Below are 24,016 nucleotides of genomic sequence, written 5' to 3' on the forward strand. Positions count from 1 at the left end.
CATTGAAAATCTCGGGTTATTCGAGGTGCCTACCAGTCTTGACTATATCTCTCTTCGTGCGAACGTGACTGAAATGCCTGATCAGGTCGACTGGAATACGCACGATTGCGCCTCACCAACATTTTCCGGATGGCGGCTGGTGACACGAGAGTTGGGTCTACCTGCGTTGCGCGTCGATGACGTCGGGCACTTCGCGGATCAGCGTGATCGCGCGCTGCACTTGCGCGACGCCGCCGACTTCCATCGTGAAGCGCATGTACGCCACCCCCTTCTTTGTCAGCGTATTGACCGCGATGACGTTGAGCTTTTCGCGCGACAGCACTTCGGAGATGTCGCGCAGCAAGCCCTGGCGGTCGGCCGCCTGCACGGCGATGTCGACCGGAAACACCGACTGGCGGTTGTTGTACGCCTGCTCGCCCCAGTCCGCCTTGATCACCCGCTCCGCGTGGCTCTTCGCGAGGCGCTGGAAATCGCGGCAATCGACGCGATGGATCGAGATGCCACGACCGCGCGTGACGAACCCTTCGATCGCGTCCGGCGGCGCCGGCTTGCAGCAGCGTCCGAGCGAAGTCAGGAGCTTGCCGACTCCGACGATCAGGATCTTGTCGCTCGAATCACCGGCGCGGCTCTGGCCGATCACCATGCCGGAATCGGCCGCCTCCGGCGCGGGCTCCCCGGTGTCGCGCAGCGCGAGATGGACCGCGCGCGGCCCCACTTCGCCGCGGCCGGCCGCGACGAACATCGACTCGGCGTTCTTGAAGCCGAGCTTGCCCGCAATCTCGTCGATGTTGGCCTGGGATTGCCCCTCGCGCTGCATTTCCTTCGTGATGACACTGCGCCCGCGCGCGAGCAGCTCGTTCTCTTCGAGCTGATTGAAGTACTGCTTGATCTTGGTGCGCGCGCGGCCCGTCGCGACATAGCCCTGCGTGGCGTTGAGCCAGTCGCGCGACGGACCGCCCTCCTTCGCCGCGGTGATCTCCACCGTCTGGCCGTTCTCGAGCCGCGTGTTGAGCGGCACCAGGTGCCCGTCGACCTTGGCGCCGCGACAGTGGTGGCCGAGGTCGGTGTGCAGGCGGTACGCGAAATCGATCGGCGTCGCACCGCGCGGCAGATCGACGACCTTGCCCTGCGGCGTCAGCACGTAGATCGCGTCGTCGAGCGAGGCGCGCTTGAACTTCTCGACCCAGTCGGCCGAATCTGCAATCTCGTCGCGCCACGACAGCAGGCTGCGCAGCAGTGCGATTTTCTCGTCGTAATCGCCGCCGTGCCCCTTGCCTTCCTTGTAGCGCCAGTGTGCCGCGACCCCGAGTTCAGCATGCTTGTGCATGTCGTGCGTGCGGATCTGCACTTCGACTGCGCGACCATCGCCGGCGAGCACCGCGGTGTGCAGCGACTGGTAGTTGTTGCCCTTCGGCTTCGTGATGTAGTCGTCGAACTCCTGGCCGATCGGCTGCCAGATCTGGTTCACGATGCCCAGCACCGTGTAACAGTCGCGCACGCTGTCGACCAGCACCCGCAGCGCGCGGATGTCGTACACCTGCGAGAAGTCGAGCCGCTTCGCGCGCATCTTGTTGTAGATGCTGTAGATGTGCTTCGGCCGCCCATACACCTCGGCCTTGATGCCGACCGCGGCGATTTCGCGCTTGAGCCGTTCGATCGCTTCCTGGATGAAGTTCTCGCGCTCGACGCGACGCTCGTCGAGCATCTTCGCGATCCGTTTGTAAGTCTCTGGCTCGAGGAAGCGGAACGACAGGTCTTCCAGCTCCCACTTCAGCTGCCACACGCCGAGCCGGTTCGCCAGCGGGGCATAGATGTCGAGGCTCTCGCGCGCGACGTCGGTGCGGACTTCGCCTTTCTGTTCGGTGAAATAACGCAGCGTCTGCGTGCGGGACGCAAGCCGCAGCAACACGACGCGGATGTCCTCGACCATCGCCAGCAGCATCTTGCGCAGCACTTCGGTCTGCGCGCGGATCTCCGGTGCCGTCGCGGTCGCCGTCATGCGTGTGAGCAGGCGCAGGCCGTTGAGTTTGCGCAGGCCCTCGACGAGACGCGCGACCCCCTCGCCGAAGCGCGCCGTCACCGTCTCGATCGGGTCCTCGACGTAGTCGCCGACGGCGAACAGTAATGCGGCCACGCGCGTTTCGACGTCGAGCCGCAGCGACGCGGCGATCAGCGCCATCCCTATCGCGTGGGTCCACACCGACTCGCCGGTGCCGAGCACGTGGTTTTCGTAGACGCCCTCGGCCAGTTCGAGGGCTTTTTCGATCAGTGCGCGATCGTCGGCGCCCAGACCATCGGCGAGCAACTCGACCGGCGGAACAGCGTCGTTCTGTGAAATGGCATGCGTGACGGAGACCATGGGCGGATTATCCCATATCGGCTCTCATCTTCGCCCGGCTGCAGACGATTCCGCGCTGTGCCATCATCACCGGCCTGCCACGGTGACAAGACCAATGAAAAAGCGCTTTGCCAGCCCCTATCTGCTCCTGACGCTGACTTCGCTGTTCTGGGCGGGCAACATGGTGATCGGCCGTGGCCTGCGCGAAGCCGTTCCGCCAATGACCCTCGCCTTCTGGCGCTGGACCATCGCATTCGCGCTGACGCTGCCGTTCGCGCTGCCCCATCTGCGCGCGCAATGGCCCCGCCTCAAGGCGCACTGGCGTGCGGTCGTCGTGCTCGGCTTCATCGGCGTCGGCTGCTACAACACCTTCGCGTACATCGCGCTTCAATACACCACCGCAACCAGCGCGACGCTGCTCAATTCGTTCACGCCGGTGGCGACGATTGCGCTGGCGTTCCTGCTGCTCGGCAAGCGGCTGACGCGCCTCGAAGCAGCCGGCGTCGTCGTGTCGCTCGTCGGCGTGATGATCATCGTCGCGCGCGGCAGCCTCGCGACGCTGCTCGGCTTCAGCCTCAACACCGGCGACCTGTGGATGCTGCTCGCGGTGCTGACCTGGGGCCTCTACACGGTCGGGCTGCAATGGCGGCCCGCCGGCATCGATCCGATGCTGATGCTCGCCGCCTTCACCGCCGTCGGCGTCGCGGGGCTCGCGCCGCTGTATGCGTGGGAGATCGCCGGGGGGAGGCTCATCGATCCGTCACCGGCAGCGTTCGCGGGCATTCTCTACACCGGCATCTTTCCCGGCTTTCTCGGCTACGTGTTCTTCAACGCCGGCGTTGCGGCAGTCGGGCCGAGCCGCGCGTCCCTGTTCATCCACCTGATGCCGGTGTTCACGGCGCTGCTCGCGGCGATCTTTCTCGGCGAGCGGCCGCAGCCGTTCCACTTCGCCGGAATCGCGCTGGTTTTCGCCGGCATTTTCCTGACGACGCGCAAACCCGCCGGCTGAACACGATGCTGAATTTCCTGCGCAAATGGCGGAAGGCACGCCGGCTGGCCGCGATACGGGTGCCGGACGCGTTATGGACCGGCGTCGAGAAGAAGCTGCCATTTCTCGACTATCTTGAACCTGCCGACTGCGAGCGCCTGCGGCAGCTCGCGCGCGAGTTCCTCGCGGAAAAGCAGTTCCACGGCGCCCACGGCATGGCACTCACCGACCAGGTGATGCTCGCGATCGCCCTCCAGGCCTGCCTGCCGATCCTGCACGTCGGTCTCGATGCCTACCGCGGCTGGGTCGGCGTCGTCGTCTATCCCGGCGATTTCGTGATTCCGCGGCATGAAACGGACGACGCCGGCGTCGTGCACGAATACGACGACGAAGTCCTCGGTGAAGCGTGGGAAGGCGGCCCGGTGCTCGTGTCGTGGCATCGCGAGGGCGAAGGGCCGGAAGGCGTAAACGTCGTCATCCACGAGTTCGCACACAAGCTGGACATGCAGAACGGCGACGTCGACGGCTTGCCGCTGCTGCCGCGAGGCATGAGCAGAGCGGCCTGGGCCAACGTGTTCACCGACGCCTACCGGCGTTTTTGCGGACAGGTCGACGCGGGCGAGGAAACGCTGCTCGACCCGTATGGCACCGACAGTCCGGGCGAGTTCTTCGCGGTCGCCTCCGAAGCGTTCTTCGAGACCCCCTGCCTTCTCGAGCAGGAACTTCCCCGCGTGTACGAACAGCTGTCGCGCTTCTACAGGCTGGACCTCGCCGCCGGCGAGCGCCGCGTCCGCGACGAACGGCGACGCCATTGCGGGGTCCAGCCACGCACCGTCGATGGGTCCGGTTCCGGTCGATCATGAACGCCCTCAAGCGCCTGCTCATCGTCTATCGCCCCCAGTCGGGCGACCGGTGGGGCGATGAGAACATTCTGACCGATCGGGCTCCGAAAATATTCCAAATGATTAATAAATAAATTCATTGGAATAGTACTCCTCCAGGACAGGCGTCATTGGCGGGCCCGGAGTGATCGGTTGACGCTCACAGCAAAATGCGTTTGCTACGTATCTGGCGTCCGTCTAAGCTGGAAGAGCCATAACCGGCAGACCACCCGATCTATCTTTCGGAGGACGATTCATGGTTATAACCTGGATACTGGTTGCCAATGCCAGCCTGGCGAAGCTCTATGCAAACCTCGGTCCGAACAAGGGACTCACACTGGTGAAGGAACTGATCCATCCGGAAAGCCGACAGAAGAATTCCGAACTTGTGACCGACCGTTCCGGCAGCATGGCGTCGGTAGGCAACGGGCAAGGTTCGAGACAGCCGCAAACCATCCCCAAAACCCACGAAGCAAAGGTGTTCGCGCAACAACTTGCGCAGGAACTGTACCTAGGGCGAGCCAAGAACGAGTTCAGCCGTGCAATCGTATTCGCGCCGCCCGCCTTCATGGGCATGCTCAATTCGGTGCTCGACACGCCGACAGCGCAGCTGATCACCGATCGTTTCGAAAAGGACTACACGAAGGAACCCGAGCCCGTGCTGCGCGAGCGGCTGGGGTCGTGCCTGTTTCTCTGAATTCCTGACCAAGCCTGATTCTTCGAACGTCTCTGTTCATGAGACGATGGGGTCGCACCATGCGTGACCTCGAAGAGCCGCGGGGCGCCTGGCGCCCCGCATTCATTCGGCTCGAAGGCGGCCGCTCAATGCCGCCAGTAATGCTCGCCGAACCGGATGTGCTTCGCCTCTTCCATCATCCTCATGAAATCCTCTCCACTCATCTGGATCAGCTTCTCGTGATCGCCACCCTCGAAGTAGATCTCCGGCTGCTCGGCCAAGGTGTCGTCGACGACCATCCGCATGCCATACGCGCTGCCGACGGGCGGGACCGCGCCCGGTTCGCAATCGGCGAACAGGGCGGACAGTTCGTCCTCGGACGCCAGGCGCAAGTTGCTCTGCATCGCCTTGCTGAGCCAGCCGAGCTGCACGTGCTGGGTGGACGGCAACACGGCCATCAGGAAGCCGTCATCGTCTTCGAGCACGACCGATTTCGCCAGGCAATTGCCGGGTACCCGCGCCAGCTGGGCGGTTTCCATGCTGTTGTGGGAATGCGGATGCGTCAGGACGTCGTACCGCAAGCCGTGTTCGCTCATGTACTCCTGGAGTTTTGATGCGATTGCCATGATGGTTCTCCTGGATTCAGGATCCGGGCAGCGGGTCTTGTTGTCGCCCTCGAATGGGACTTTCAACGCGCTCCGCCTACCCCCTGCGGCCCCTCATTTTCTGCCGATATTTCATTTTAGGACGCAACACGGCATCCTGCACTGCAGGCAGGCCGCCCATACGGTTGCCGGGCGGAGTCGCCCGCCGCAGGGGCGGGATGCGCAAGACGTTTGCAGGTCTCCAAAGCGTGGGAGGTTCGGAAATGGCTCTTTGTTTCTACTACGGCGCCGGTTCGCCTTATGCTTGGCGCGTCTGGCTGGCACTCGAACACAAGCATCTGCGGTACGAACTCAAGGCGTTGTCGTTCGATGCGGGAGACCTGAAAAAACCCGAGTACACGGCGATCAACCCGCGCCAGAAAGTACCGGCAATCGTCGATGACGGGCTCGCTCTCTATGAGTCGGCGGCGATCCTCGAATATCTCGACGAACGTTACGACGAAACGCCGCTGCTGTTTCCGGGCGACATCCGGCAACGCGCGCTGATCCGCCGCATGGTCCGCGAAGCCGACCAGTATCTGGCGAACCCGCTGGAAGAACTCGTCGCAAGTGTGCTCTATACGCCGAAAGCGGAATGGCAGCAGGAAACGATCGCACGCTCGCGCGACGCCTTCACGCGCGAACTCGGCCTGTGGGAAACGATGATCGCGGGCGACACGCTGGCGGGCGAACTGTCCGCGGCGGACTTCACGCTCTACCCGTTGATTGCGCTGGCGCTGCGAATCGAGAAGAGGAAGCCGGACGTGGAAATCGGCGCACGGATCGGCCCGCGGCTTGCAGCGTGGATGAAGCGGGTCGAAGCGCTGCCATACTTCGCTCGCACCTGGCCGGCCCACTGGGCCTGAAACGATCGCGGGAGCGGCGTCAGCCGCTTTTCCCGGCGCACCGGTCGCCCTCGCCCTCTCCGGCTCGCCATTCCCTGAGCGTCCGATAATGTGCGCCGGCGCTGGTCTGCAAGGACTCGACGAGGGCGAAGCCGCCCACGCGCCAGTCGATCGGTTCCACGCAGCGCGCGGAAACCTGCGTATGCGCCTTGCGCAGCAGCGTCACGTGCGGCGCGAACGGGCGCCGCTCGACGGCAAAACCGGCGGCTTCAAGCGCGCCGTTGAGTCGCTCGACGAGTCCGGCCAGCGGCGCGGGACAGATCTGCGCGCCGGCCCAGACGATGCGGTTGTGGCGCCAGCCACCGAGGCAGTCCAGCCGCAGCGTGAACGGGGTCGCCTCGACGCAATTCCCGACCGCGATCAGGTCGGCGAGGCGCTGCGGCGACACGTCGCCGATGAACGCGAGCGTCAGGTGCAGCGTCTCGCATCGCGTCCGGCGCCCGGCACATTCCGCGTGCGCCTCGGCGCCGAGTTCATGCAGGCGCCTCGCGACGCGGGCGCCCGGCCACAGCGCGAAGAATACGCGTGAAGTTTTTCCCGTCGCAGCGGGATCAGGTTTCATCGCCCTGTCGCATCAGCAGCGCGACGACCTGGGCCGCGATGCCCTCGCCGCGACCGGTGAAACCGAGCTTTTCGGTCGTCTTGCCCTTGATATTGACCGCCGCCGGGTCGATGCCCAGGTCGGCGGCGATGTTCGCGACCATCGCCGGCGCATGAGGGAGGATCCGGGGCGCCCGGCAGATCACCGTCGCGTCGACGTTCACGACGCCGAAACCCGCGGCCCGCACGGCCGCAAACGCTTCGCGCAGCAGCATGCGGCTGTCGGCGCCCGCGTGCGCCGCGTCGGTGTCGGGAAAGAGTCGCCCGATGTCGCCGAGGCCGGCGGCGCCGAGCAGCGCGTCGGTCAGCGCGTGCAGCAGGACGTCGGCGTCCGAATGCCCGAGCAGGCCGCGCTCGAACGGGATGTGCACGCCGCCGACGATCAGCGCCCGCCCCGGCACCAGCGCATGCACGTCGAACCCCTGGCCGATACGGAATGGAGCTTTCACTTCAGCCTTCCCGGTTCGTGAGGATCCACTCGGCCAGGTGCAGGTCGAGCGGATAAGTGACTTTCAGGTTCGTCGCGTCGCCCTCGACGAGTCGCGGATGCAGGCCCGCGGCCTCGATCGCGCTGGCCTCGTCCGTGACGTGCGTCGCCGCTTCCAGCGCGCGGCGCAGCATCACATGGCGGAACATCTGCGGCGTCTGCGCCTGCCACAGGTTTTCGCGCGGCACGGTGGCGAGCACCTGCCGGTGTTCGCCGGCGCGCTTCAGCGTATCGGCGACCGGCACGGCGAGCAGGCCGCCGACCTCGTCGCGCGCGAGTTCCCGGATCAGCTTCTCGATGTGCCACGGCGCAAGGCAGGGGCGCGCGGCGTCGTGCACCAGCACCCAGTCCGATGGCTCGACCTCATGGGCGGCCGCGCGCAGCCCTGCGAGCACGCTGTCGGCCCGCGTCGCGCCGCCGCAAAAAAGCGGCACCAGCTTCGGGCCGAGCGAGGACCAGTCGTGACGACGCCACTCGGCGTCGTCGACCGAAAGCACGACGAACACTTTGTCGATCGCCGGCGCGGCACACAACACGGCAAGCGAATGGAAAATCAGCGGCTTGCCGAGCAACGGAAGATACTGCTTCGGCCGGGACGCTGCCATGCGGCTGCCGTTGCCGGCCGCCGGGACGATTGCGAAATGACGAGGCTGAAAGTTCTGCATGGCGCGGATTCTACCCGCGCGATGCCGGCTCCCGCCAAGACAACCCCTCGCCCGGCGCCGGCGCCGCTGTTATTTCTGCGACAACCGCTTCACGCCGGCGACGAAGCGCGACAACGTGTCCGAAAGCACGCCGCGCGGGATGATCGCCTCGATCAACTGAAAACGTCCCCGCGTCGCCAGCGCATGGTCGAGCGCCGCCTTCAGTTCCGCGCGCGTACCGACCCGCACCCCGTCGCCGCCGAGCCCGTCCGCCATCGCCGCGAAGCCCCAGTCGTCGAGGTTGTTGAATGCCGATTCCGGCTGGAAAGTGCGCAGCATCTCCCAGGAAGAATTGTTGAACACGATCACGATCGGATCCCAGCCGTAGCGGCGGCAGTTGCCGAGTTCCCAGCCGGTCATCTGGAACGCGCCGTCCCCGACGAGGATCAGCGGCCGCTCACCGGATGCTGCCTGCAGCCCGAGGCCGGCGGGGACGCCGAATCCCATCGTCGCGTAGTAGCCCGGCGCGACGAGCGCGGTCGGCTCGATGTCCATCGCGGTGAACAGGCAGTCTCCGACATCGGCCGCGATCGGCATCCGGCCGTGGGCGTCCATCAGGTCGTTGATCGCCAGCGCGATGTCGTTCGGGGTGATCGACGCGTCGTCGGCCTGCAGCCCGCGCGGGTAGTGTGGCGGATCGAAACGCACCGCGGGGGCAGGCCCGTCGAGGCGCTCGAGCAGGGCGTCGACCAGCGCCGCGAGCGGCACCTCCGGATACGTGTGGTAGCCGAGTGTGACACGACGGTCGAGCGCCTGGATCGTCTTGCGCAGGTCGATCTGCTTCGACGACACGCCGAAATTCGTGTCCGAGATGATGACGCCGAGCAGCAGCAGCGCATCCGACTGCTCGACGAGATCGGTCACTTGCTGCTGTCCGGCAACGCCGAGGTAGGTGCCCACGAGCGGCGCATCCGTTCCGGCGAGCAGCCCGCGGCCGAGGATGCTGGTCACGACCGGCACTCCGAGCCGTCGCGCGAGCTCCGCCGCCTTGGCTTCAAGCCCGAAGCGGCGCACTTCGACCCCCACCATCAGCACCGGCGACGTGGCGCCGCGCAGGCGCACGAGAATCTCGTCCACGCATGCCGATAACACTTCACGGTCCGGCGCGGGAGGCACGAGCGGGATCACCGGCTCGCACGGCACGCCGACCATGTCGCGCGGCAGCTCGATGTAGACCGGCCGCGATTCGCGCAGACAGCTCGCCAGCACGCGCGCGATTTCGCGCGGAGCGCTGCGCGCATCGGTCAGACGCGCCTGGTCGCAGGTGATCTCGCGATAGATCTCGAACTGCGAGTCCAGCGTTTTGGCCTGATGATGAAGCAGCAGCCCGGAACGTGACTCGCCCGCGCCGGGCGCACCGGAAATGACGACGACAGGCGATTTTTCCGCATACGCACCGGCGACCGGGTTCACCATGTTCAGCGCACCCGCTCCGTAGGTCACCGCAGCGACGCCCAGGCAGCAGCGATAGCGCGCCGTCGCATCCGCCGCGAATCCCACGCCCGGCTCGTGGCTGAGCGTGTGCAGCGGCAGGATGCCGGACTCTTCGATGACCTTGAAGAACGGCAGCGCGAAGTCGCCGGGAATGCCGAATATCTCGCGTGCGCCGTGATCGCGCAGCGCGGTTAGCAGGGCCTGGGACAGGTTCATGACAGTCATCCGTATCGGGTTGGAGACGTCAGAATACGCGCGCTTGCCGAGCAGGGAATTTCGTTTTTTTGGGCTTTTGCGCAACTTCGTGTCGCGCACTACGCGGCGCCCCTCAGCCGAACCGCTCGCCCCAGTAATTCGCCACCTCCAGCATCCGGTTCGCGTAGCCCCATTCGTTGTCGAACCACAGCAGCAGGTTCGCGAGGCGCGGGCCGTTGATGCGCGTCTGGCTGCCGTCGACGATGACCGAGTGCGGGTTGTGGCTGAAGTCGATCGATGCGTGCGGATCGATGGAATAGGCGATCAGGCCCGGCTGCGCCGCTGCGGCTTCCGAGAGAAGCAGGTTGATTTCCCGGGATGTCGCGTCGCAGCCGAGTTCGACGACGACGTCGATCGCCGAGACGTTGAGGATCGGCACGCGGATCGCCTTGGCCTGCACCCGTCCCGCCAGTTGCGGCAGGAAGCGTTCGACGCCCTGGGCGAGCCCGGTCCCGACCGGAATCATCGACTGCATGGCCGAGCGCGTCCGCCGCAGATCCGAATGGTGATAACCATCGATGAGCGGCTGGTCGTTCATCACCGAATGCAGCGTCGTCAGGAAAACATGGCCGATGCCGAACGCGCGGTGCAACTGGTCGAGGACGGGTACGACCGCGTTCGTCGTGCACGAGGCGTTGGACACGATGCGCTGATGGCTGCCAAGCTCGCCGTGGTTGATGCCATACACGACCGTGAGATCGACGTCCTGCGCGCTGCGTCCGGGCTGCGAGATCAGCAGCCGTTCGCACCCCGCGTCGAGGAAGCGATCGAAATCATGGCGTTGCGTGTAGCAGCCCGAGCATTCGATCAGCAGGTCGACGCCGATCCCCTTCCAGTCGACCTCCTCGGGCACAGAGGCATGCGTGACGCCGATCTCGCGCCCGTCGACGATCAGGCAATCGGCTCCGGTCCCGATTTTTCCCGGGAAAACGCCGTGCGTGGAATCGAAGCGCGACAGGTAGGCAATGGTCGCGAGGTCGGCCGGCTCGTTGATCGACACGATCTGCAGCGTGTTCTTCAGCGGCGACTCGTACAGCGCGCGCAGGAAACAACGCCCGATCCGGCCATAACCGTTGATTGCGAGACGCAGCGAGTTGCTCATTTCGCGTCTCTCGCCAGCCAAAAAAATGAATCCACTCATGCTCCATTATGTCTGCTGAATTACGGCGAATCGACGAGGTCGGTGCGCGAACCGCCAGAATACACGTAACGATTCGGCCACGGCATCGTCGCGGGCCTCTGTCGCACGGCGCACCGTTTCACCGTCCGCATGAATCGAATAGAGTAACGAACCAGTCGGCATGCAATACCACGAAGACCTGCAAGAAAAACCGGGAGTGACGGCATGCCTTTCTCGAAGCCTTTCGACGCGGCACAGATTCAGGCTTTCCTGATCGCGATCGGGATCGGGCTGCTGATCGGCCTCGAGCGCGAGCGCGTCGCTTCGGCCCGCGCCGGCCTGCGCACGTTCGGACTGGTCGGCCTGCTCGGCGCGCTGATCGGCATGCTCGGCGAGCATTTCGACAGCGTCGCGCCTTTCGTATTCGGCCTCGCGATCGTCGGGGTGATGATCATCGCAGCCTATCTTCGCCATCCCGACGCGACCGATCCGGGCACCACCTCGGTCGCGGCCCTGCTGCTGTGCTACTGCCTCGGCACGGCGGTGTGGCTCGGCCATGCGACGATCGCGGTGATGCTCGCAGTGGCGACGACGATCCTGCTGTATTTCAAGGCCGAGCTGCGCGGCATCGCCACCCGGCTCGAGTCGAAGGACTGGATCTCGATCATCCAGTTCAGCGTGCTCTCGCTCGTGATCCTGCCGATCCTCCCGGACCGCCCGATCGATCCCCAGGGCGCAGTCAGCCCCCGCCAGGTGTGGTGGATGGTGGTGCTGATATCGGGACTCGGCTTCGCCGGCTACGCGATCCTCCGGCTTGTCGGCGCGCGCTATGGAGCGGCGCTGGTCGGCATCGCCGGCGGCCTCGCGTCGAGCACCGCGACGACGCTGATCCATGCCCGCAACAGTCGCGTCACGCCGGCCTCGGCCCCGGTGGCGGCGCTGGTGATCGTGCTCGCGAACGTCGTCATGATGATCCGGATCGCGCTGATCGCCGCAGTCGTTGCACCCGGGCTCCTCGCCAAGCTCGCGATCGTGGTCCTGCCGGGGCTGGTGCTCGGCATGGGAACGCTGATCTGGGATTGGCGGATTCCGGCCGGCAGCGAGGCGGTGCTCCCGCAGACGCGCAACCCCACCGAGCTGCGCGCGGCGCTCGGTTTTGGTGCGCTGTACGCGGTCATCCTGTTCGTTTCGGCGTGGCTGTCCGACATCGCCGGCACCCACGGCTTGTACGCGCTCGCTGCCGTGTCGGGCCTCGCCGACATGGACGCAATCGCGTTGTCGAGCATGCGCCTGTTTTCCCTCGAGAAACTCGCTGCCGACGCGGCAGCGATCGCGATCGGCGTGGCGATGATGGCCAATCTCGGCTTCAAGACGGTGCTCGCCGTCGTCCTCGGCGGACGCGAGCTGGGCAAGAGGATTTTCCGCGGCATGAGTGCAATCGGGTTCGGCCTCGCAGCCGGCACCGCCTGGCACGCGCTATCCGGCACCGGCCTATAATTGCAGCAGGTTCCTGTGCTCGCACCCCAACGAGGAATTCCATGGCCACTGCTTCGATTCGGCCGGCGGCGGTTGCCGGCTACTTTTATCCGGACGATCCGCACGCATTGCGCGCGCAGATCGGAGAAATGCTGGCGGCTGCCGTGCCGCTCGAAACGGTGTCCGCACCGAAAGCCCTCATCGTGCCCCATGCGGGCTACGTCTATTCGGGCCCCGTCGCGGCGTCGGCGTACGCGAATCTGGCCGGGCTGCGCGACGTGGTACGCCGCGTCGTGCTCCTGGGCCCGGCGCACCGCATGGCGGTCAGGGCGTTCGCCCTGCCGGCCGCGCAATTCTTCTCGACGCCGCTCGGGCAGATCCCCATGAGTCGCGGCGACTGGGAGGCGCTCCAGGCGCGCCCCGACGTCGTCGTCGACGATCGCCCGCACGCCGCCGAACATAGTCTCGAAGTCCAGCTGCCTTTCCTGCAGACGGTGCTCGACGCCTTCGAACTGGTTCCGCTGCTCGTCGGGAACGCCAGCACCGAAGCGGTAGCGGAGATCATCGAAACGCTGTGGGGCGGCCCCGAGACGCTGATCGTGATCAGCTCCGATCTGTCGCATTACCACCCGTACGGCCAGGCACAGAGCTGCGACCGCGCCACGGTCGACCAGATCCTGACGCTTCGCAGCGGAATCGACCACGAGCAGGCGTGCGGTGCGACGCCGGTCAACGGTTTGCTGCGCGCCGCGGCACAACACGGCCTGGAGCCGCACCTGCTCGACCTGCGCAACTCGGGCGATACCGCCGGCGACCGCTCCCGCGTCGTCGGCTACGCCAGCATCGCGTTTTCGCAGTCCCACGCTCATGCCCACGCTGCCCGACACTGAACTGGGCCGGACGCTGCTCGCCCACGCACGCCGCGCCCTCGAACGGCACTTCGGACTCACGGACGAACCGCTCGCCGACGACGCGCGGCTCGCGCAACGGGGCGCGACCTTCGTGACGCTCAAGCTCTACGACGCGTTGCGCGGCTGCATCGGCAGCCTGCGCCCGCAACGCGCCCTCGGCGAAGACGTCGCCGCCAACGCCGTGGCCGCCGCCACGCGGGACACGCGCTTTCTCCCGGTTTCGGCTGACGAATTGAACGACATCCGGATCGAAGTGTCTTTGCTATCGGAACCGCAGTTCCTCGAATTCACCGACGAAGCCGATCTGCTGCGCCAATTGCGGCCCGGCATCGACGGCCTGATTCTTTCCGGCGGCTGCCGCAGCGCGACTTTTTTGCCGCAGGTGTGGAACCAGCTTCCGGAGCCGCGCGAGTTCGTCGCGGCGCTCAAACGCAAGGCCGGACTGGCGCCGGATCACCCCACGGGCAATCTTCTGGCCGCGACCTACACCGTCCGTAAATGGTGCGAATGACGCGGCCGACAACCCGGTTGGGGAATCGAGACACGGGCGGCGGTGCGCTTTCACCTTTTGATGGCCGCGGCGGGCTGCGATGGCCGGCTGCGGCGGTGAGAATACGGATGAACCATCCAGGACGCCATTGGCACAAGCTCGACGACGGCCGCATCCAGTGCGATGTATGCCCGCGCTACTGCAAACTCCATGAAGGCCAGCGCGGCGCGTGCTTCGTGCGCATGCGCGAGTCCGACGCCATCGTATTGACCACCTACGGGCGCAGCTCCGGCTTCTGCATCGACCCGATCGAGAAGAAGCCGCTCAATCACTTCTATCCCGGCACCAGCGTGTTTTCGTTCGGCACCGCGGGCTGCAACCTCGCGTGCAAGTTCTGCCAGAACTGGGACATCTCGAAGTCGCGCGACATGGACCGGCTGATGGACCAGGCGTCTCCTGACGAGATCGCCCGGACCGCGGTCGAGTGGGGTTGCCGCAGCATCGCCTTCACGTACAACGACCCGGTGATCTTCGCCGAATACGCCGTGGACGTCGCCGATGCAGCGCACGCGCTCGGCCTCAAGGCCGTTGCCGTCACGGCCGGTTACGTCACCGAAGTCGCGCGCGGCGACCTTTTCTCGCACATGGACGCGGCCAACGTCGACCTCAAGGGTTTCACCGACGAGTTCTACGTCAAGCTGTGCGGCGCGCACCTGCAGCCGGTGCTCGACACGTTGAAATGGCTGGTCCATGAAACCGACGTGTGGGTCGAGATCACGACGCTGCTGATCCCTGGCGAGAACGATTCGGACGCCGAGCTGCAGGCGCTCTCGAACTGGGTCGCGAAGGAACTCGGGACCGAAGTGCCGCTGCATTTCACCGCCTTCCATCCGGATTTCAAGCTCACCGACACGCCGCCAACACCGCCCGCGACGCTGACGCGCGCGCGCCGCATTGCGCTCGCGCAGGGCCTGCGGCACGTCTATACCGGCAACGTGCATGACGTCGATGGCGGCACGACGCGCTGCACCGGATGCGGCAAGGCAGTCATCGAGCGCGACTGGTACGAGATTCTCGGCTATGCGCTCGACGACAGCGGCGCATGCCTGGCCTGCGGGACGCCACTGGCCGGCCGCTTCGCCCGTTTCGAGCAACCGTTCGGCTCGCGCCGGATTCCGGTCCCGATCCACCGCGTGGCCTGATAGCCGATGTTGCCGCGCTACCCGCACCGTGCCATGCTCGCCGCCTGCGCCCCGGCGTATTGACAGCCGTATTGACAGCCGTATTGACAGCCGTATTGACAGCATTCCCAGGCCCGAAGTGAAGCTGCGCCACACCACCATCAGCATTCCCGCCGAGCGCGTCTGGCTCGACGGCGAGCTGTCGCATGCGCCGACCGTGCGGGGCCTGGCGGTGATTCTTCGCCCGTCGGGAAGCACGCCGACCCAGTCGTGCGAAACGAAAGTCGCCGCCGCGCTGCAGGACGCCGGTTTCGCGACGCTGATCATCAACCTGCTGACGCGCTACGAAGAGACGCGGGACGCCGATGCGCGTTTCAATGTCCCGAAGCTGGCAAACCGCATCCTCGCCGTGGCCGACTGGATCGGCCACCAGCCGCCGCTCACCGGCCTCGCGATCGGGCTGGTCGCCTCCGGCACCGGCAGCGGCGCGGCGATCCGGGCGGCATGGAAAGGCCCCGGACGCTTCGCGGCGATCGTGTGCCGCGCCGGCCGCCCGGACCTTGCCGGCGCGACGCCGCTCGGCACGCTGACGGTGCCTGTGCGCATGATTATCGGCAGCGAAGATCTCCACCTCGGCATGATCCTGCGCGCCTGGGAGCACATCCGCGCCCCGCGCGACTGGAAACTCGTCGACGGTGCCGGCGAAGACTTTGCCGAACCGGGCGCACTCGACCGCTTCGCGCTGCTCGCGGCGGAGTGGTTGCGCACGAAGTTGCCGCCGCCCGTTGCCGATGAAATCGAGCGATCCGGCCAGTCGGACAAGCCCGCTTCGTCCCATCCCCTATAATTCCGCCCTTACCCGTCTCTCCGCGGTCTCGCCGCGCCCGTCCGATGTCCCGACCGCTCGACCCCCTGCTGCCCCAGCTCACGGCGCTTTCCCTTCCGAAGCCCGGCATGCGGCTCGATCTGCCCGCGCTCGCCGGTTCGTCCGACGCGCTGGCGATCGCCCAACTCGCGACGCGCGGCCCCTGCCTGCTGCTGGTGACCGCGAACCCGCTCGACGCCCAGCGCCTGCAGGACGAGATCGCATGGTTCGCGCCCGCGCTGCGCACGCACCTGCTGCCGGACTGGGAAACGCTGCCCTACGACAGCTTCTCACCGCACCAGGACCTGATCTCGGAACGCCTGTCGACGCTCTACGCGGTGAGCCGCGGCGAGGCCGACGTCGTGCTCGTGCCCGCTTCGACCGCGCTGTACCGCATGGCCCCGCCGGCCTTTCTCGCCGCCTACACCTTCTTCCTGAAGCAGGGTGCGAAGCTCGATGTCGACCAGTTGCGCACCCAGATGGCGGTCGCCGGCTACACGCACGTGACGCAGGTCGTCAGCCCGGGCGAGTTCTCGGTGCGCGGCGGGCTGATCGACCTGTTCCCGATGGGCGCGCCGCTGCCGTTTCGCATCGACCTCTTCGACGACGAGGTCGAGAGCATCAAGACCTTCGACCCGGACACGCAGCGCACCGTCTACCCGGTGCCGGAGATCCGCATGCTCCCGGCGCGCGAATTCCCGATGGACGACGCCGGCCGCACGCGCTTTCGCAGCCGCTTCCGCGAAGCGTTCGAAGGCGACCCGTCGCGCGTGTCGCTGTACAAGGATGTGTCGAACGGCATCGCACCGGCCGGTATCGAGTACTACCTGCCGCTGTTCTTCGACGAGACGGCGACGCTGTTCGACTACCTGCCAGCCGACGCGGCAATCGTGCTGCACCGCGATGTGCCGGCCGCGATCGACGAATTCTGGCGTGACACCCGCTCGCGCCACGATTTCCTCAAAGGCGACCGCACCCGCCCGGTGCTGCCGCCCGAGGCGTTGTTCCTCGGCCAGGAAAGCTTCTTCGCTGCGCTGAAGGACCGCCCGCGGATCCAGATTTCAGCCGAAGCCGCCCGCGAGGTGTCACCGGCCGCCACTCCCCTCCCCGACGTTTCCGTCGAACGCAAGGCGACCGATCCACTGCATCGCCTGAAGGATCTCCTCGTGGGCGACTGGGCGCGCGGCGGCGGCCGCGTCCTCGTGCTCGCCGACGCACCGGGACGGCGCGAGACGATTTCCGAGTTCTTCGGCGAATACGGCCTCCGGCCGGCAGCCAGCGCGGATTTCGCCGGCTTCCTCATATCCGGCGAGCCGCTCGCGCTTGGCGTCGGGCCGCTCGCGAACGGCTTCCTGCTGCCGGGCGCGAAGATCGCGATCGTCACCGAGTCCGAGCTTTACGCGACCACCGGCCGCACCCGCGTGCGCCGCGACGCGCGCAAGGCCGCGACGATGGAAGGCTGGCTGCGCGACCTGTCCGAACTGAAGCCCGGCGACCCGGTCGTGCACGTGTCGCACGGCATCGGCCGCTACCTCGGCCTGATCCACATGGACTTGGGTGAGGGTGAGACCGAGTTCCTGCATCTCGAATACGCCAACGGCGACAAGCTCTACGTGCCGGTGTCGCAGCTGCACGTCATCACCCGCTACGCCGGCGCCGACCCCGAAGCGGTCGACCTGCACCGCCTCGGCTCCGGCCAGTGGGAAAAGGCGAAGAAGAAAGCGGCGCTGCAGGTGCGCGACACCGCGGCCGAACTCCTCGCGCTGTACGCGCAGCGCGCCGCCCGCCCCGGCCATCGCTTCGACTTCAAGCAGCACGACCTCGACGCGTTCGCCGAAGGCTTCGGTTTCGAGACGACACCCGACCAGCAGGCGGCGATCGACGCGGTTGTCGCCGACATGAAATCCGGCCAGCCGATGGACCGGCTGGTGTGCGGCGACGTCGGCTTCGGCAAGACCGAAGTCGCGCTGCGCGCCGCGTTCGTTGCCGTCGCCGACGGCAAACAGGTGGTCGTGCTGACGCCGACGACGCTGCTCGCCGAACAGCACTACCAGACCTTCGCCGACCGCTTCGCCGACTTCGCGATCCGCATCGCCGAACTGTCGCGCTTCAAGAGCGCGAAGGAACAGGCCGACGCACTGAAACAGCTCGCCGAAGGCAAGGTCGACATCATCATCGGCACGCACCGACTGCTGCAGAAGGACGTCAAGTTCAAGCGCCTCGGCCTCGTCATCATCGACGAGGAACACCGCTTCGGCGTGCGCCAGAAAGAAATGCTGAAGCAGCTGCGCAGCGAGATCGACATCCTGACGCTGACCGCGACGCCGATTCCGCGCACGCTCGGCCTCGCGCTCGAAGGCCTGCGCGAGTTCTCGGTGATCGCGACCGCGCCGCAAAAGCGCCTCGCGATCAAGACTTTCGTCCACCGTCACAGCAAGGGAATCATCCGCGAAGCGGTGCTGCGCGAGTTCAAGCGTGGCGGACAGGTGTATTTCCTGCACAACGAGGTCGACACGATCGACAACGTGCGCGACGACCTCGCCGAACTGCTGCCCGAAGCGCGCATCGTCATCGGCCACGGCCAGCTGCCGGAACGCGAGCTCGAACGCGTGATGCGCACCTTCACGCAGCAGCGCGCGAACCTGCTGCTGTGCACGACGATCATCGAGACCGGCATCGACATCCCGACCGCCAACACCATCATCATCAACCGCGCCGACCGCTTCGGCCTCGCCCAGCTGCACCAGCTGCGCGGCCGCGTCGGCCGCAGCCACCACCAGGCCTACGCGTATCTCCTGACCGACGCCCACGCGAAGCCCACCGCGCTCGCGCAGAAGCGCCTCGAAGCGATCACGATGATGGAAGATCTCGGCTCCGGCTTCTACCTCGCGATGCACGACCTCGAGATCCGCGGCGCCGGCGAAGTGCTCGGCGAAAACCAGTCCGGCGAAATCCAGCAGGTCGGCTTCAGCCTGTACACCGAAATGCTCAAGCGCGCGGTGCGCGACCTGCAGGCCGGCAAGGAGCCGGACCTGACGCAGCCGCTCGACGTCGTCTCCGAGATCAACCTGCACACCCCGGCGCTGCTGCCGAACGACTACTGCCCCGACGTGCAGGAACGCCTGACGCTCTACAAGCGCCTCGCGAACTGCGAATCCGACGGCGACCTGCGCAACCTGCAGGAAGAACTCATCGACCGCTTCGGCGAGCTGCCGCCGCAGACCCAGGCGCTGATCGAGACCCACCGCCTGCGCCTGCTCGTCAAACCGTTCGGCGTCGCGAAGCTCGACGCGAGCGACGCGCAGATCAGCGTCCAGTTCGACTCCGACGCGCCGATCGACCCCGCAAAAGTCATCTTCCTGATCCAGAAGGACCGCAACACCAAGATGTCCGGTCCGGATCGGCTGATCCGCAAGGCGAGCCTGCCGAATCTCAAGCAGCGCGTGCAGGGGGTGAAGGAGCTGCTCGAGGCGGTGAAAGCGTAAAATGCCGTTCAGCACCACAGCCCTCGCGAGGAACGACAATGTTGACCGACGAATCGATCTCTAAGGCCGTGCGGAGGCTGGTAGGGGCGGCTCATGCGCCAACGCGAGTCATCGTCTTCGGTTCCTACGCTCGCGGCGACGCGACAGAGGAATCCGACCTCGACCTCATGATGATCGAGCGCGAAATCCCCGACGCCACCGCAGAATATATGTGTCTTCGCGACGCCCTCGGCAGCCTCGGCGTCGGCGTGGACCTCATGCTTCTGACCGAACCGGAATTCGCGCAGCGCAAGGATTGGTGGAGCACCCCAGTGTATTGGGCGGCGCGCGAAGGCCGGGTGCTTTATGAATCCGCACACTGAACAGGCGAATGAAATCTTTCGCGCAGCGGTGCGCGACCGGACGACCTTCCTGATACTCCGCAAGTCGGCCGAGTCGCCCCACGAGTCGATGCTGTTCCACGCGCAACAGGCGGCGGAAAAGTTCATCAAGGCAGTTCTCGTGCAACGGGGCGTGTTTTTCCGTCGCACCCACGATCTGCTCGAACTCGCCGCGCTCTCCGGGCAGAATCAGATTGATCTGCCTGTGTCACGCGACCTGCTCACGCGCCTGACCCCCTACGCCGTCGAGTTTCGTTACCTCGGCGTGCACGCTCCGAACGTTACAGCCGAAGAAGCCGAGTCAGCTGTCGTAGCTCTCGAACACTGGGCGGCCGCTTGCCTTCAGTGAGAGCGAAGACGTGCCACGAGTGAATTGAGCGTGCCTCATGGCGCTCCGCAGTTCGGGTCAATGCAGCAGGGACACGATCAGGTTCAGCGGATCGTCGGCCGCCGCGATTAGGCGCTGCACCTCGGCACGCAACAGCACCGACGGCAGACGCGCTGGCCGCTTCGCACGCGTCACCTCGTCGAGCCACGGCAGCGGCTGCTCGAGCACCTCGCGGTACAGAAACAGGATCGCCGACAGCGCCTGCCCCTGCGTCGCCGCGCTCACGTCGCGCTCGACCGCGAGCGACGTCAAAAACGCCTCGACCTCGCGCCTGCCCATGTTGGCGGGATGGCGCCGCCCGTGATGAATGATGTATCGTCTGATCCATCCCAGATACGCCTTTTCGGTACGCACGCTGTAATGCTTCAACCGTAGGCGCTCGCGCACGAGATCGAGCAGCCGCGGCGCCCCGGTTGCAACGGGCGAGGGGGACGGAGAGAGGGAGGACGGATTCTCCACGATATCGGACACCATGACATATGGGAGCCAGAATGCCACCTTGCAAAACAGCGGCTTGTCAGCGGCCGGCGGGATATCCGCAGTGTCCGATAGCACTTTTATCCCGACACTTGGTGTCGACCATACGTTAGGCATATAGAACCCATGTCTCCTGAACTAATCTTCGGTGCCGTAGTTGTTGCAGTGCTTGTGCTGTCTTTTGTAAGCAAGCTTCTTCCCAAACCTCAGCCCAAGGAGAAGCATTTTCAATGTGCACGCTGCGGGGCAATCTCACGACACACAGAGCGCACTATCGAGGCTTGGCGCAACAACAAAACCAAGTTTTTCTGCCAAACCTGTCATGGCAAGTGGCTTAAAAGTCAGCCCCCCCAAGCACGTGAGCAGTATTCATCTCGGGGCAACGGCGGCGCCCCTTCCGGCTGCCTTGGTGTGCTGGTACTTTTTGCAGTTGTCCCGCTTGCTGGGTATTTCTTGGTCCGCACATATGCCTAACATTCCGGTCAAGGCCGCTCCCTCCGGTCGCTGGACGCTGCGCGATAAAGCGTCGCGCAGCGCCCCTTACCTAGCACGTTAGGTTGCAATGACGCATCAATGTCCAATTTGCGGAAAAACCTTAGAAGCGGTCGCTCGCTATCCTCGCTATGTATGCGGAGGCTGCGCGGCAAGGGCCACATCAGCTGACGGCCGGCTCCTGGAGTTCTTTAATCTTGGTCTATCTGGCGGTTACGGCGCTGCTATTGCAGACAATAAAAGCAAATACGATAGCCATGACTGCTTCATAGACGGCCACCCATGCCGAGCCGATGAGGCGCACTTTGGAGGAATCGTGATCGAGCTCAATCAGCCAGAATCTCGCTGGTCAGGGCTCAGTGACAAAGAGCTCCTTTCAAATTATTGCTTGCTCATGTCAGCGCTCAAGGAGCGAGGCGTTATTCGCAGTTCAAATAATCCTGTTGCTGATTACACTGAATCCTTGGTATCAAAAGTACTCGGGCTTTCGCTTGTGGGTCAATCGCAAGCTGGCTTCGATGCTACTGATCCAAGTGGGCGTCGATACCAGATCAAAGGGCGTCGGCTCACAGCGCACAATACTTCGCCGCAGCTCAGCGCAATTCGCAACCTTGACCAAAGGCCATTTGACTTTTTGGCAGCGGTTGCATATGACACCAACCTCTCCGTTCTCTACGCAGCACTGATTCCCATTGAGGTCGTCGCTGAGTTGAGCCGCTTCTCAAAGCACAGCAATAGTCACGTGCTGATCTTTCGGCGCAACATACTGGATAACCCACGTGTCACAAACATCACTCAGTCGCTGGCAGCAGCCTAACGATTAAGGTTATGTCGTGATCGCGAAGCGAGCCACGACATGAACCGATTGTTGAACAAGCCCGGTCAACAACTGCTTACAGCGGACCGTCAAAATGCTGCACATTTTGCCGTCCGCTGAAGCGCCACGTTATGCCCCAGACATTACGTTGCGGAGTGAGTCTTGAGCCAGTCGCGTAGCGCCGCATTCATGCGTGTCTGCCAGCCGGGGCCACCCGAGTTCGACAGTTAATCTCGTAACTATCTGATTTAGTTAAGCACGATTTTCAAACGTGCCCCTACAACAGCGTCAGCTGCTGCGGTGCGACCGGTTTTTTCACCCGAAGGGCACTGAGGACCTCGTTCTGGTGTGCGTTGATGGAAGACACCCCGGTTACCGGCTCGGAGCCGCCGAGTCGGACGCGGTGATGCTGGATGCGATGCAGTTGCTCGAGCGCGCGCTCGGGGGTGAGGCTGGTGTGCGCCGCACGAAGGCGCGTGCGCATGATCCGGTGAAGGATGAGCGCCATGAAGCAGATCGAGGCGTGCGCGCGAATGCGCTCGGGCAGCCGGTGATAGACCGGCCCGATCTCGATCTCGGATTTCAGCACCTTGAAGCCGCGTTCGATGTCGGCGAGGGCCTTGTAGCGGGTGAGGACCTCGGCGGGGGCGAGCTCCTGCGCGTTGGTCACGAGCAGGAGCTTGCCGTCCATGAGTTTGGCCAGTCCGCGGGCCGTCTCATCGATCTCGTAGCAGAAGAGCTCGGCCTTGAGATCGACGCGGATGATCTTGGACAGATGCGCTTCGCACACCGCGTGGTAGAAGCGCGCCTTCGCGCCGCTGTCCGACAGCTTGCGCCCGCGGTGCTTGACCCCGCCGTCCTGCTCGACGAGCTTGCCCGCCCATTGCTCGCCTTGGCTGACGAGCGCGGCGATCTGCTCGTTGCGCCGCGCCGTCTGCTGCGCCGCTGTGGCCGGATCGTGGGCAATGATGAGCCGGCGCGCCTGCCAGGCGAGCTCGCCGGTCACCTCCTCGGCGGCCTGCGCGCAGTGCGCGCGCTGGAAGGGGTCGAGCAACTCGGCGAACTCGTGATAGCGCCGGCCCGGAACGGCGATGATGAATTCGAGCGGTGCGCCGTTCGCCAGTCGCACCGCCTCCAACGCCTCCAGGTTGTCCAGGCTCAGCAGCCCGCGGTCGGCCACGAGGATGAGCCGGCGCACTTCGGGGAAGCGCTCGAGCACGGTGGCGAGCGTGGGGAGCAGCGTCGTCGTCTCCGCGGCGTTGCCCGCGAACACCTCGTGGTAGATCGGAAGCCCGTCGGCCGTCTGTACCACGCCGAGCATGAACTGGCGGGCAATGAGCCCCTCTTTCGCCATGCCGAAGGCGCGCACGTCGCCGGCCACGGTCGTGAATCCCTCGGCGCGGATCGTGGTGAGATCGTAGAAGACGACCGACAGGTCCTGATCGACGAGCGGGCGCAGCAGGCCGGTCACCACCGCATCGACCGCCGCCTGGTGATCCATCAGCGCGTCCATGCTGCGCAGCAGTTGCTGATGCGTAACGGTTTTGACGTCGACCTCGGGCAGCGCCACCGTCTCGAGCCAGCGCAGCACGCCGAGCTTGGAGTCCGGATCGCACAGGCGGTTGAGCACCATCACGCGGATGAGCGCCTCGACATCGGTCGTGTGGCGCGTACGGCGAAACACGCGACGCAGCGCCCCGAAGCCCAACTCCTTCCACAGCTCGGTAAGGGCCCACACGTCGCCCAGCGCGCGGGCCGATTCGAACGCGACCGAAGGGGGTGCAGGGCGCTCACCCAGGGGTTCTCGGCCGGAGACCTTGAGCAGTCCGTTGATCACGGAATCAAGCTCACCGCCCACCTGGTCGAGTCGGCCAAGGGTCGCCACAGTGCGCTTCTTCACCCGGCCGGCATCATCCCGGTAGGACTCGACGAGTTGGACGTAGCGGCGGCCGCCGGAGGTGGTGATCTTGACGAACATGCCGCCACTTTAGCAGTACTGCATCCGCCGTCAAGAAAGGTAGT

General features: G+C 65.2%; 23 protein-coding genes. 13 read left to right on the top strand and 10 right to left on the bottom strand.

Going from position 1 to position 24,016, the window contains the following annotated elements:
* Positions 1 to 157 precede the first annotated feature (157 nt).
* Positions 158 to 2,359, bottom strand: a complete 2,202-nt coding sequence (locus pbN1_RS19760) for a RelA/SpoT family protein (RefSeq protein WP_169201055.1) — start codon at positions 2,357 to 2,359, stop codon at positions 158 to 160.
* Positions 2,360 to 2,453: 94 nt separating this feature from the next.
* On the opposite strand from pbN1_RS19760, the gene pbN1_RS19765 reads away from it, so the two are divergent.
* The 3 genes from pbN1_RS19765 to pbN1_RS19775 all read left to right on the top strand — a co-directional run bounded on the left by pbN1_RS19765 (position 2,454) and on the right by pbN1_RS19775 (position 4,904).
* A complete protein-coding gene (locus pbN1_RS19765) occupies positions 2,454 to 3,347 on the top strand; it encodes a DMT family transporter (protein ID WP_169201056.1) in 894 nt (297 codons plus the stop codon).
* 5 nt (positions 3,348 to 3,352) lie between these two features.
* The gene (locus pbN1_RS19770) at positions 3,353 to 4,189 is read left to right on the top strand and encodes a M90 family metallopeptidase (RefSeq protein ID WP_169201057.1); all 837 of its coding nucleotides are present in this window, start codon (positions 3,353 to 3,355) and stop codon (positions 4,187 to 4,189) included.
* A gap of 274 nt (positions 4,190 to 4,463) precedes the next feature.
* The gene (locus tag pbN1_RS19775; RefSeq protein ID WP_169117090.1) at positions 4,464 to 4,904 is read left to right on the top strand and encodes a host attachment protein; all 441 of its coding nucleotides are present in this window, start codon (positions 4,464 to 4,466) and stop codon (positions 4,902 to 4,904) included.
* Positions 4,905 to 5,029: 125 nt separating this feature from the next.
* Here pbN1_RS19775 and pbN1_RS19780 read toward each other — a convergent pair whose 3' ends face one another.
* A complete protein-coding gene (locus pbN1_RS19780; RefSeq protein WP_169201058.1) occupies positions 5,030 to 5,509 on the bottom strand; it encodes an aminoacyl-tRNA deacylase in 480 nt (159 codons plus the stop codon).
* Between the two features lie 242 nt (positions 5,510 to 5,751).
* On the opposite strand from pbN1_RS19780, the gene pbN1_RS19785 reads away from it, so the two are divergent.
* Positions 5,752 to 6,393: a glutathione S-transferase family protein gene (locus tag pbN1_RS19785; protein ID WP_169201059.1), complete on the top strand. Its 642-nt coding sequence runs from the start codon at positions 5,752 to 5,754 to the stop codon at positions 6,391 to 6,393.
* Between the two features lie 19 nt (positions 6,394 to 6,412).
* Here pbN1_RS19785 and thpR read toward each other — a convergent pair whose 3' ends face one another.
* The 5 genes from thpR to pbN1_RS19810 all read right to left on the bottom strand — a co-directional run bounded on the left by thpR (position 6,413) and on the right by pbN1_RS19810 (position 11,014).
* Positions 6,413 to 6,994 (bottom strand): RNA 2',3'-cyclic phosphodiesterase, encoded by a 582-nt coding sequence (gene thpR, locus pbN1_RS19790; protein WP_169201060.1) that lies wholly within the window; start codon positions 6,992 to 6,994, stop codon positions 6,413 to 6,415.
* A complete protein-coding gene (ispF, locus tag pbN1_RS19795; protein WP_169201061.1) occupies positions 6,984 to 7,481 on the bottom strand; it encodes a 2-C-methyl-D-erythritol 2,4-cyclodiphosphate synthase in 498 nt (165 codons plus the stop codon). Before ispF ends, thpR begins: the two co-directional genes overlap by 11 nt.
* Before the next feature lies 1 nt (position 7,482).
* Positions 7,483 to 8,184, bottom strand: coding sequence for a 2-C-methyl-D-erythritol 4-phosphate cytidylyltransferase (ispD, locus tag pbN1_RS19800; protein WP_210147591.1), 702 nt, complete (start codon positions 8,182 to 8,184; stop codon positions 7,483 to 7,485).
* Between the two features lie 69 nt (positions 8,185 to 8,253).
* Positions 8,254 to 9,873: an indolepyruvate/phenylpyruvate decarboxylase gene (gene ipdC, locus pbN1_RS19805; protein ID WP_169117085.1), complete on the bottom strand. Its 1,620-nt coding sequence runs from the start codon at positions 9,871 to 9,873 to the stop codon at positions 8,254 to 8,256.
* A 112-nt stretch (positions 9,874 to 9,985) separates the two neighbouring features.
* A complete protein-coding gene (locus pbN1_RS19810) occupies positions 9,986 to 11,014 on the bottom strand; it encodes a type I glyceraldehyde-3-phosphate dehydrogenase (protein ID WP_169201062.1) in 1,029 nt (342 codons plus the stop codon).
* A gap of 243 nt (positions 11,015 to 11,257) precedes the next feature.
* Here pbN1_RS19810 and pbN1_RS19815 point away from each other — a divergent pair, with 243 nt between their 5' ends.
* The 8 genes from pbN1_RS19815 to pbN1_RS19850 all read left to right on the top strand — a co-directional run bounded on the left by pbN1_RS19815 (position 11,258) and on the right by pbN1_RS19850 (position 20,169).
* Positions 11,258 to 12,529, top strand: coding sequence for an MgtC/SapB family protein (locus tag pbN1_RS19815; protein WP_169201063.1), 1,272 nt, complete (start codon positions 11,258 to 11,260; stop codon positions 12,527 to 12,529).
* A gap of 41 nt (positions 12,530 to 12,570) precedes the next feature.
* A complete protein-coding gene (gene amrB / locus pbN1_RS19820; RefSeq protein ID WP_169201064.1) occupies positions 12,571 to 13,398 on the top strand; it encodes an AmmeMemoRadiSam system protein B in 828 nt (275 codons plus the stop codon).
* Positions 13,376 to 13,930: an AmmeMemoRadiSam system protein A gene (amrA, locus tag pbN1_RS19825; RefSeq protein WP_210147592.1), complete on the top strand. Its 555-nt coding sequence runs from the start codon at positions 13,376 to 13,378 to the stop codon at positions 13,928 to 13,930. Before amrB ends, amrA begins: the two co-directional genes overlap by 23 nt.
* Before the next feature lie 107 nt (positions 13,931 to 14,037).
* Positions 14,038 to 15,111: an AmmeMemoRadiSam system radical SAM enzyme gene (gene amrS, locus pbN1_RS19830; protein ID WP_169201065.1), complete on the top strand. Its 1,074-nt coding sequence runs from the start codon at positions 14,038 to 14,040 to the stop codon at positions 15,109 to 15,111.
* Between the two features lie 118 nt (positions 15,112 to 15,229).
* On the top strand, positions 15,230 to 15,937 hold the full coding sequence (locus pbN1_RS19835; protein WP_169201066.1) for a dienelactone hydrolase family protein: 708 nt from the start codon (positions 15,230 to 15,232) through the stop codon (positions 15,935 to 15,937).
* A gap of 44 nt (positions 15,938 to 15,981) precedes the next feature.
* A complete protein-coding gene (gene mfd / locus pbN1_RS19840; protein ID WP_169201067.1) occupies positions 15,982 to 19,440 on the top strand; it encodes a transcription-repair coupling factor in 3,459 nt (1,152 codons plus the stop codon).
* A gap of 38 nt (positions 19,441 to 19,478) precedes the next feature.
* The gene (locus pbN1_RS19845; protein WP_169201068.1) at positions 19,479 to 19,802 is read left to right on the top strand and encodes a nucleotidyltransferase domain-containing protein; all 324 of its coding nucleotides are present in this window, start codon (positions 19,479 to 19,481) and stop codon (positions 19,800 to 19,802) included.
* Positions 19,786 to 20,169, top strand: coding sequence for a HEPN domain-containing protein (locus tag pbN1_RS19850; protein WP_169117077.1), 384 nt, complete (start codon positions 19,786 to 19,788; stop codon positions 20,167 to 20,169). Before pbN1_RS19845 ends, pbN1_RS19850 begins: the two co-directional genes overlap by 17 nt.
* Positions 20,170 to 20,226: 57 nt before the next feature.
* Here the strand turns inward: pbN1_RS19850 and pbN1_RS19855 are convergent, their stop codons facing one another.
* On the bottom strand, positions 20,227 to 20,802 hold the full coding sequence (locus tag pbN1_RS19855) for a phage integrase N-terminal SAM-like domain-containing protein (protein WP_342343972.1): 576 nt from the start codon (positions 20,800 to 20,802) through the stop codon (positions 20,227 to 20,229).
* 691 nt (positions 20,803 to 21,493) lie between these two features.
* Here pbN1_RS19855 and pbN1_RS19860 point away from each other — a divergent pair.
* The gene (locus pbN1_RS19860; RefSeq protein ID WP_210147593.1) at positions 21,494 to 21,994 is read left to right on the top strand and encodes a hypothetical protein; all 501 of its coding nucleotides are present in this window, start codon (positions 21,494 to 21,496) and stop codon (positions 21,992 to 21,994) included.
* Between the two features lie 143 nt (positions 21,995 to 22,137).
* On the opposite strand, the gene pbN1_RS21180 is transcribed toward pbN1_RS19860, so the two are convergent.
* Both pbN1_RS21180 and pbN1_RS19870 read right to left on the bottom strand, forming a co-directional pair.
* Positions 22,138 to 22,221, bottom strand: a complete 84-nt coding sequence (locus pbN1_RS21180) for a BrnA antitoxin family protein (protein WP_210147780.1) — start codon at positions 22,219 to 22,221, stop codon at positions 22,138 to 22,140.
* A gap of 50 nt (positions 22,222 to 22,271) precedes the next feature.
* Positions 22,272 to 23,972: an IS1634 family transposase gene (locus pbN1_RS19870; RefSeq protein ID WP_169201070.1), complete on the bottom strand. Its 1,701-nt coding sequence runs from the start codon at positions 23,970 to 23,972 to the stop codon at positions 22,272 to 22,274.
* Positions 23,973 to 24,016: the final 44 nt, after the last annotated feature.

Origin of the sequence: Aromatoleum bremense, assembly GCF_017894365.1 — a bacterium.
Classification (GTDB): domain Bacteria; phylum Pseudomonadota; class Gammaproteobacteria; order Burkholderiales; family Rhodocyclaceae; genus Aromatoleum; species Aromatoleum bremense.